General features: G+C 64.2%; 9 protein-coding genes. 5 read left to right on the top strand and 4 right to left on the bottom strand.

Going from position 1 to position 8,454, the window contains the following annotated elements:
* From EOA28_RS16015 to EOA28_RS16005, 3 genes are all read right to left on the bottom strand, one after another.
* On the bottom strand, nucleotides 1-588 hold a 588-nt coding region (locus tag EOA28_RS16015; protein WP_128315044.1), incomplete at its 3' end, for a dihydrofolate reductase family protein.
* A gap of 96 nt (nucleotides 589-684) precedes the next feature.
* The gene (locus EOA28_RS16010) at nucleotides 685-1,527 is read right to left on the bottom strand and encodes an rRNA adenine N-6-methyltransferase family protein (RefSeq protein ID WP_127252896.1); all 843 of its coding nucleotides are present in this window, start codon (nucleotides 1,525-1,527) and stop codon (nucleotides 685-687) included.
* Nucleotides 1,528-1,563: 36 nt separating this feature from the next.
* Entirely contained in the window at nucleotides 1,564-2,922 is a 1,359-nt protein-coding gene (locus EOA28_RS16005; RefSeq protein WP_127252897.1) for an Nramp family divalent metal transporter, read from the bottom strand.
* A 220-nt stretch (nucleotides 2,923-3,142) separates the two neighbouring features.
* On the opposite strand from EOA28_RS16005, the gene mntR reads away from it, so the two are divergent.
* The 4 genes from mntR to EOA28_RS15985 all read left to right on the top strand — a co-directional run bounded on the left by mntR (nucleotide 3,143) and on the right by EOA28_RS15985 (nucleotide 6,408).
* The gene (mntR, locus tag EOA28_RS16000) at nucleotides 3,143-3,601 is read left to right on the top strand and encodes a manganese-binding transcriptional regulator MntR (RefSeq protein WP_042647014.1); all 459 of its coding nucleotides are present in this window, start codon (nucleotides 3,143-3,145) and stop codon (nucleotides 3,599-3,601) included.
* Nucleotides 3,602-3,697: 96 nt separating this feature from the next.
* Complete coding sequence (locus tag EOA28_RS15995; RefSeq protein WP_127252898.1) at nucleotides 3,698-3,886, top strand: hypothetical protein; 189 nt, start codon at nucleotides 3,698-3,700, stop codon at nucleotides 3,884-3,886.
* Between the two features lie 176 nt (nucleotides 3,887-4,062).
* Nucleotides 4,063-4,977, top strand: coding sequence for a neutral zinc metallopeptidase (locus EOA28_RS15990; RefSeq protein WP_127252899.1), 915 nt, complete (start codon nucleotides 4,063-4,065; stop codon nucleotides 4,975-4,977).
* A 162-nt stretch (nucleotides 4,978-5,139) separates the two neighbouring features.
* Complete coding sequence (locus EOA28_RS15985) at nucleotides 5,140-6,408, top strand: TCR/Tet family MFS transporter (RefSeq protein ID WP_128315043.1); 1,269 nt, start codon at nucleotides 5,140-5,142, stop codon at nucleotides 6,406-6,408.
* A 148-nt stretch (nucleotides 6,409-6,556) separates the two neighbouring features.
* Here EOA28_RS15985 and carA read toward each other — a convergent pair whose 3' ends face one another.
* The gene (gene carA / locus EOA28_RS15980) at nucleotides 6,557-7,762 is read right to left on the bottom strand and encodes a glutamine-hydrolyzing carbamoyl-phosphate synthase small subunit (RefSeq protein WP_127252901.1); all 1,206 of its coding nucleotides are present in this window, start codon (nucleotides 7,760-7,762) and stop codon (nucleotides 6,557-6,559) included.
* A gap of 261 nt (nucleotides 7,763-8,023) precedes the next feature.
* On the opposite strand from carA, the gene EOA28_RS15975 reads away from it, so the two are divergent.
* Nucleotides 8,024-8,454: GatB/YqeY domain-containing protein (locus tag EOA28_RS15975; RefSeq protein ID WP_148670729.1), on the top strand; the 431-nt coding region annotated here is incomplete at its 3' end.

The raw sequence follows: 8,454 nt of genomic DNA, 5'->3' as shown, positions 1-8,454 counted from the left end.
AGTGCGGATTTCGCCCGCGCGCTCATAGGTCGCCATGATGACGCCGGTGGTCGTAGCCTGCGATTTGACGAGCTTGAAGGCGGCCGGCATCGCGTTGTCGCCGAACAGCCGCTTGCCCTTGCCCAGCAGCAACGGGAAGATCATCAGCCGGATCTCGTCGATCAGCCCGTTGGCGAGCAAGGTCTGGATCAGATCGCCGGAGCCCTGGATGAGCAGATCGGGCCCGTCTTCCTGCTTGATCTCCTTAAGCCTGGCAAGGATATCGGGCCCGAGCGACTGGGTGTTCTCCCAGGTCAGCGAATTTGGCCGATGCGTCGCTACATATTTGGTCGTGGGGTTGAAAACATCTGCGATCGAATCCTTCTGATACGGCCAGTAGGCGGCGAAGATGTCGTAGGTTCTGCGGCCGAGCAGCAGGGCGAAGGGTTTGGAGAACAGTTCCTCCATCGCCGTGCCCGCGACCTCGTCGAAGTAATGGAACGTCCAGCCGCCGAATTCGAAGCCGCCGACCGGATCCTCTTCCGGTCCGCCGGGCGCCTGCATGACGCCGTCGAGGCTGACGAAGGTGGCGGCGATGATCTTGCGCATAGTCTTTCTCCTTTTGGCTGGCCTGCGCCCGTCACGGCGGGATTTCGAGCTAAGGACGAACGGCAAGGCCGCTTTCCGACACGGCCCCGCGAATTTCTACCGCGTGTTGTCAGCGCTAATGGTGCGTGACGAGAACCAGACATCGCCGAAGACGGCGGTGGCGGTGCGGTCGGGCGCCTTGTCTTCCCTAACCCAGATCGAGCGGGTGCGCGCGGCGCGCTCGCGGGTCGGTATTTTCGCGCCTGGCTCGACGGCGGAGGCGCCGACGCAAGGAATGAACCAGGAGCCCATGAAGGGCCGGCACGCGAAGCCATTTTCCAGGCGGGTTATGAGGACCGCGAGGCCGACGGTTTCGGACGGGCGCCAGGGGAAGATCATGCGGCCGCCAGGCTTCAGCGCTCCCAACCATGCGGCGGGCGGGGCGACGACGCCGGCATTGACATAGATGATGTCGGATAGCGGCAGCGGATTGGCGACGGCGTCGGCCTGGACGATTTCGACATTGTCGTAAGCCGCAAGGTTCGCGTTGGCGCGCGCGGCAAGATCGGCCTCGATCTCGAAGGCGGTGACGCTGCCGCCCGGCTCGACCAGCTTAGACAGCAGCGCCGTATAATATCCGGTGCCGGCGCCGATATGGGTGACGGCCTCGCCAGGCTTCGGCTCGACCTTGCCGAGCCACATGGCATGCAGCAGCGGCTCGCCATTGTTAATGCCCTTGTCGGCATCGAGCACGACGAGCACGTTCTGATAGATATAGCTTGGGTCGGCGCTCGGCGTCTCGAACCGGCCTTCTCCGGCAAAGACGGTCCACGGTCCCGGGCCGAGAAAGGCCTCGCGCGGCACCGAGGCGAACACCTCCTCGATGCGCGGATCGGCCGAGCGGGCCTGCGCGGCCATTAGCCTGGCGTAGAATCTGCGAGCTTCGTCCGGTTTGACCATAGCGCCAAGATAGCGCGTCCGGCTGGAATGTCGCGATCAGCCGGCGAAGGTATCGTAGAGCAGCTTGAAGTTGAGAACGAGGATGACGGCCGCCACCACCCAGGCCAGCGCCGCAAGGCCGCGCGGTATGGCGAAACTGCCCATCTTCTTCCTGTCCGACACGAACTGCACCAGCGGGATGACCGCGAAGGGCAGTTGCATCGAGAGCACCACCTGGCTGAAGACCAGCAACTCGGCCGTGCCCTTTTCGCCATAGAGCGCGGTGACGACAACGACGGGGACGATGGCGATGCCGCGCGTCAACAGGCGCCGCGCCCATTGCGGAATGCGCAAGCGCAGAAAACCTTCCATCACGATCTGGCCGGCAAGTGTCGCGGTGACCGTCGAGTTGAGGCCGGAGGCGAGCAGCGCGACGGCGAACAGGATCGAGGCGATGCTGAGGCCCAGCAGCGGCGACAGCAGCTCGAAGGCCTGGCCGATCTCGGCAACGTCCTGATGCCCGGTGTTGTGGAAGGCGACTGCCGCGACGATCAGGATCGAAGCGTTGACGAACAGCGCCAGGATCAGCGCGATGGTCGAATCCGTCGTCGCCCATTTGATGGCGTCACGCTTGCCGGTCTCGGTGCGCTCATAGGCGCGGGTCTGCACGATCGAGGAATGCAGATAGAGGTTATGTGGCATGACCGTGGCGCCGATGATGCCGATGGCGATGTAGAGCATCGCCGGATTGGTGACGATCTCAGACGACGGCACGAACATCGAATGCAGGATCGTGCCGGCCGGCGGTGCGGCGACGAAGATCTGGATGGCAAAGCAGCCGAAGATGATGATCAGCAGCGCGACGACGAAGGCCTCGAGATAGCGGAAGCCCCTGTTCATCAGCAGCAGCACCAGAAAGGCGTCGAGCGCGGTGAGGATGGCGCCGCCGATCAACGGAATTCCGAACAGAAGCTGCAGCGCGATCGCCGTGCCGATGACCTCGGCGAGGTCGCAGGCGATGATCGCCAGCTCGCAGGCGATCCAGAGCATCAGATTGACGGGGCGCGGATAATAGGCGCGGCAAGCCTGGGCGAGGTCGCGGCCGGTGGCGATGCCGAGGCGCGCGGCCAGCGCCTGCAGCAGGATCGCCATCAGGTTCGACAGCATTATGACGAAAAGCAGCGTGTACCCGAACTGGGCGCCACCGGCGAGGTCCGTCGCCCAGTTGCCCGGGTCCATATAGCCGACCGAAACCATGTAGCCAGGACCCATGAAAGCGAACAGGCGGCGGAACCAGACGCCGGTCCGCGGCACCGCGATCGAGGCGTTCACCTCGCGCAGGCTGGGCTGCTCGTCGTCCGGCCTGTCGAATCGCCATGCGGGTCGGGCTACGGTTACTGCATCGGCATCGGACATGGGATTTCCGCTAGAATTATCGAACGTGCCTCCTATCTATGCCACAGCTCAACATTATGCAATATGCTATATTTCATTGATCATGCTTTCGTGATCGCGGGAGCAAGTTCCAGGGCGGGCGGCGGAAACGCCGTTGCGCCCGCGCGGGAATGCAAATAAACGGCCGGGCCATCAGGGGTTTCGTGCTATGGATGCGATCCCGATTCAGGAGGAGCGCATATTGGCGCTTAGGAACAAACCAGTTCGACGCGAGGAGCCGCTTCCCGATGCCGAAATCCATTCGGAAGGATTCCGGCAGCAGCGCCAGGCGCGCCGCAGCGCGCTGGTCGAAGACTATGTCGAGCTGATCGCCGATCTGATCGAGGATGGCAACGAGGCGCGGCAGGTGGATATCGCGGCAAGGCTCGGCGTCGCGCAGCCGACGGTTGCCAAGATGCTGACCAGGCTCTGCGCCGACGGGCTGGTCTCGCGAAAGCCCTATCGCGGCGTGTTCCTGACCGAGACCGGCCGCAAGGTCGCGGAGGAAAGCCGCATCCGCCACCAGACGGTGGAAGCCTTCCTGCGCTCGCTGGGCGTCAGCGCCGAGACGGCGCGCATCGACGCCGAAGGCATCGAGCACCATGTCAGCGCCGAAACGCTGGATGCTTTCCGCCGAGCGATGACTCACCGCCAGGCTTAGCTCCCCGGTTCCCATCGCGCGTGTTGACGCGGAACCTACGCACCCCGGCCGCATTACCTCCCACATCGCGCGATTATCGCGCTTAGGGAGGAAGCAATGGGCATCGAACAGGCACCGACCGCCAAGGGAGAGCAGGCAGCCAGGGGATTGCGGCAGGCGGCCGCCGGCGACGAAGGCAAGACCGAGGCAGAGACCGGCCATCCGCTGAAGAAGGGCGCGGCGCGTTTCGAGGAACGGTCGAAAAGTTCGGACGGCAAAAGCGCCGGCGCCAAGCTGAAAAGCTGAGATTTTCAGCCGGTTTATCGGGAGTGGAAATTAACCGGCCGATCGGAGTCTCCTCCGCCTCGCGCATTTTTCGGGCGCGAAAAATTCTGTGACTTGGGCTGGCCGTTGCGATAATTGTCAGCGCGGGGCGGTCGCGGGCCAGCCCCTCCAGGACATTCGCATTGCGAGGAGTTGCCATGCTTTGGAGAGGCCGTCGTCAGAGCGACAATATCGAGGACGAGCGCAGCGACAGCGGCGGTGGCGGCGGATTGGGTGGCGGCGGTCAGTTCCGCGTTCCGATCGGCGGCCGCACCGGGGGTGGCGGCAGCATCCTCCTGGTCATCCTGGTTGTGCTCGCGGGATGGTATTTCGGCTTCGACCCGTCGCAGATCCTGGGTGGCGGCGACGGCGGACTGCTGCCCGGGGGCGGCGGCCAGATCACCGAGACACAGGACAATGGCAACGCGCCCGCCAATGACGAGATGAAGCAGTTCGTCGCGACCGTGCTTGCCGATACCGAGGACACGTGGACCGGCATTTTCAAATCGCAGGGGTTGATCTACGAGGACCCCAGGCTGGTGCTGTTCAGCGGCCAGGTTCGCTCGGCTTGCGGCTTCGCCTCGGCGGCGGCCGGGCCGTTCTACTGCCCTGGCGATCACAAGGTCTATCTGGACATGACCTTCTTCCAGCAGCTCGACCAGCAGTTCGGCGCTTCTGGCGAGTTCGCGCGCGCCTATGTGGTGGCGCACGAGATCGGTCATCACGTGCAGAACCTCACCGGCATCATGGGCAAGTTCAACCAGATGCGGCAGGGCATGAGCGAGGCCGACGCCAACCAGCTCTCGGTGCGCATCGAGCTTCAGGCCGATTGCTTCGCCGGTGTCTGGGCGCATTTCACCCAGCAGAAGGGCATTTTGGAGCAGGGCGACATCGAAAGCGCGTTGAACGCGGCCAAGCAGATCGGCGACGACACGCTGCAGAAGAAGATGCAGGGCTATGTCGTGCCGGAAAGCTTCAACCATGGCACTTCGCAGCAGCGGCAGACCTGGCTGGCGCGGGGCTTCAAGAGCGGCAAGCTGTCCGACTGCAACACGATGAGCGGTCCGATCTGAGGCGGCGTTTCCCCTCTTTTCGAGTGACGATCCGTGATCGGCGCCCGCTGGCAAGTGTGTCAGCATAAGGCATTTGCGTTCGTTCGCGGATTGTTCCGGCCGCTGACCTCGCCTATAAGGTCCATCCGCCCGTCCCCCAGGGCGGATGAGGAACTTGTCACCATGATCGACCCGAAAACCGCCAAGCGGGGCCTTGCGCTCGTTTTCACGACACTTTTGCTCGACATCATCGGCTTCGGCATCATCATGCCGGTGCTGCCAGCCTATCTTGAGGAACTGAGCGGCGTCAGCGTCAGCGAGGCCGCGATCGAGGGCGGCTGGCTGTTCTTCGTCTATGCGGCGATGCAGTTCTTCTTCGCGCCGATCATCGGCGGCCTGAGCGACCGCTTCGGACGCCGGCCGGTCCTGCTTGCCTCGGTGCTGACCTTCTCCATCGACAATTTGATCTGCGCCATCGCCTGGTCCTATCCGATGCTGTTCATCGGCCGCGTGCTCGCCGGCATTTCCGGCGCCAGCTACTCGACGACATCGGCCTTCATCGCCGACATCTCGAATGATGAGAACCGGGCTAAGAATTTCGGCCTGCTCGGCATCGCCTTCGGCGTCGGCTTCGTCATCGGCCCGGTGCTGGGCGGGGTGCTCGGCACGTTCGGGCCGCGTGTGCCGTTCTATTTCGCCGCCGCGCTTGCCTTCGTGAATTTCCTGATCGCCATGGTGTTCCTGCCCGAAACGCTGGACGAAAAACACCGCCGGCCCTTCGAGTGGAAGCGCGCCAATCCGGTCGGCACGCTGATGCAGATGCGCAATTATCCGGGCATCGGCTGGATCGGGCTGGTGTTCTTCCTGATGACGCTCGGCCACATGATGTATCCCGCGGTCTGGGCGTTTGTCTCCAACTACCGCTATGGCTGGAACCAGCAGCAGATCGGCTTCTCGCTCGGCGCCTTCGGCCTGTGCGGCGCGATCATCATGGCGACGGTGCTGCCGCGGATCATTCCGAAGCTCGGTGAGTGGAAGACGGCGGCGATCGGGCTGACCTTCACCGCGCTCGGCGCCTTCGGCTACGCCTTCGCGACGCAGGGCTGGATGGTCTATGCGGTGATCGTTGCCGGCTGCCTGGAGGCGCTGGCCGATCCGCCGCTGAGGAGCCTCGCCGCCGCCAAGGTGCCGCCGTCGGCGCAAGGCGAATTGCAGGGCGCGATGACCTCGATCTTCTCGATCACCTCGATCATCACGCCGCTGCTCTACACAGCGATCTTTTCCTGGTTCACGAGCCCGACCGCGCCGGTCGTGTTCGGCGGCGCGCCCTATGTGCTCGGCGCGATCTTCCTGACGCTGGCGGTCATCGTCTTCGTGACGAAAGTGGCCAGGCCGACGCCGAAGGAAGTCGAGCGCATGCACACCCAGGAAGCGGTCACCGACGCTGCGTGAGGCGTGCTGATATTCAGGTGAGGCCGGTCTGCAAATAGCGGATTCCTGCGCTTCCGGTGCTCACGTACTTCAAGTACGCTCCGCTCCGGTTCTCGGAACCCACCATTTTCGGCTCGGCCTGACCTGAATCTCAGCACGCCCTAGGCCGCTACGCGCGTTCCGCCAGGGCTTGCTCGCCGCGCCGCTCGCGGATCAGGTTGACGAAGCGGCGGAAGAGGTAATGCGAATCCTGCGGACCGGGGGAGGCCTCAGGATGATGCTGGACCGAGAACACTGGACGGCCGGTGAGCGCGATGCCGCAGTTGGATCCGTCGAAGAGCGAGACATGGGTTTCCTCGACGCCTTCGGGCAGCGAGTCGGCGTCAACGGCGAAACCGTGGTTCATCGAGACGATCTCGACCTTGCCGGTGGTGTGGTCCTTGACCGGATGGTTGGCGCCGTGGTGGCCCTGATGCATCTTCTCGGTCTTGCCGCCGAGCGCCAGCGCCAGCATCTGATGGCCGAGGCAGATGCCGAACACCGGAATGTCGGTCTTCAAGAGGTTCTGGATCACCGGCACGGCATATTCGCCGGTCGCTTCCGGGTCGCCGGGGCCATTGGATAGGAAGATGCCGTCCGGCTGCATGGCCAGGATCTCCTCCGCGCCGGTCTTCGCCGGCACGACGGTGACCTGGGCGCCCAGGCCCGCAAGCAGGCGCAGGATGTTGCGCTTGACGCCGTAGTCGATGGCCACGACATGCATCGACGGCGCGTCCTGCTCGCCATAGCCTTCGTTCCACACCCAGGGCGTCTCGCGCCAGACCGAGGACTGGCCCGACGTGACCTCCTTGGCGAGATCGAGGCCGATCAGGCCCGACCAGGCAGCCGCCTGACGCTTCAGATCCTCGATGTCAAAGACGCCGTCGGGCGCATGCGCGATGACGGCATTGGGCATGCCCTTCTCGCGGATCAGCACGGTCAGCGCGCGGGTGTCGATGCCGGACAGCGCGACAATGCCGCGCCGCTTCAGCCACTGGTCGAGATGGCCCGCGGCGCGATAGTTGGACGGGTCGGTGACATTGGCCTTGAAGATCGCGCCGACAGCGCCGGCGCGGGCCGCCGGATGCAAGTCCTCGATGTCCTCGTCATTGGTGCCGACATTGCCGATATGCGGGAAGGTGAAGGTGACGATCTGGCCGGCGTAGGACGGATCGGTGAGGATCTCCTCGTAGCCGGTCAGCGCCGTGTTGAAGCACACTTCCGCGACGGCCGATCCGGTGGCGCCGAGACCGCGGCCCTCGATCACCGTGCCGTCGGCGAGCACCAGAAGGGCGGTCGGCTTTTCGGTGGCCCAGGGGGCGGTGGTTGTGGCCATGGCGGCACTCCTGTCAGGCGCTGCGACTGGTCGAAGGGACCACTCGCGCAGCAAAGCGCGCGAAGCAGGATTTCCCAGCCTCCGCGCGTCAACTCATTGTCTCATGCAGGACCGAGTACATAGGCGAAGGCGCCCGAACGGTCAATGCGGACACCGCCAGCCAGCTCTGATTTCCATTCGTCCAGCAATATCAGCGGCTTGCGGGAATTTGCGTTACCGTTCGGCGAAGCTATTGTCCGGCGTATTCGAAGGAGAAGCACAATGCGCGAGAAAATCGCCGATTCCATGAAGAGCGCGATGAAGGCGCAGGACAAGCACCGCTTGCCGACGCTGCGGCTGATCCAGGCCGCCATTCACGATCGCGATATCGCCAATCGCGGCGCCGGCAAGCCGCCGGCGAGCGAGGAGGAGATCCTGCAGATCCTCGCCAAGATGGTGAAGCAGCGCGAGGAATCGGCTAAGGCCTTCGAGGACGGCAAGCGGCCGGAACTGGCGGCGCAGGAGCGCGGCGAGATGGAGATCATCCGCGAGTTCCTGCCGACGCAGCTCGACGAGGCGGCGATCCAGGCTGCGGCGCGCGAGGCGATCGCGGCGACGGGCGCCGCCAGCCAGAAGGACATGGGCAAGGTGATCGGCGCGCTGAAGCAGAAATATGCCGGTCAGATGGACTTCGCCAAGGCCAGCGCCATCAT

Source organism: Mesorhizobium sp. M2A.F.Ca.ET.067.02.1.1 (assembly GCF_004023285.1).
Taxonomy (GTDB): domain Bacteria; phylum Pseudomonadota; class Alphaproteobacteria; order Rhizobiales; family Rhizobiaceae; genus Mesorhizobium.
This window is presented reverse-complemented; position numbering and strand designations above follow the sequence as displayed.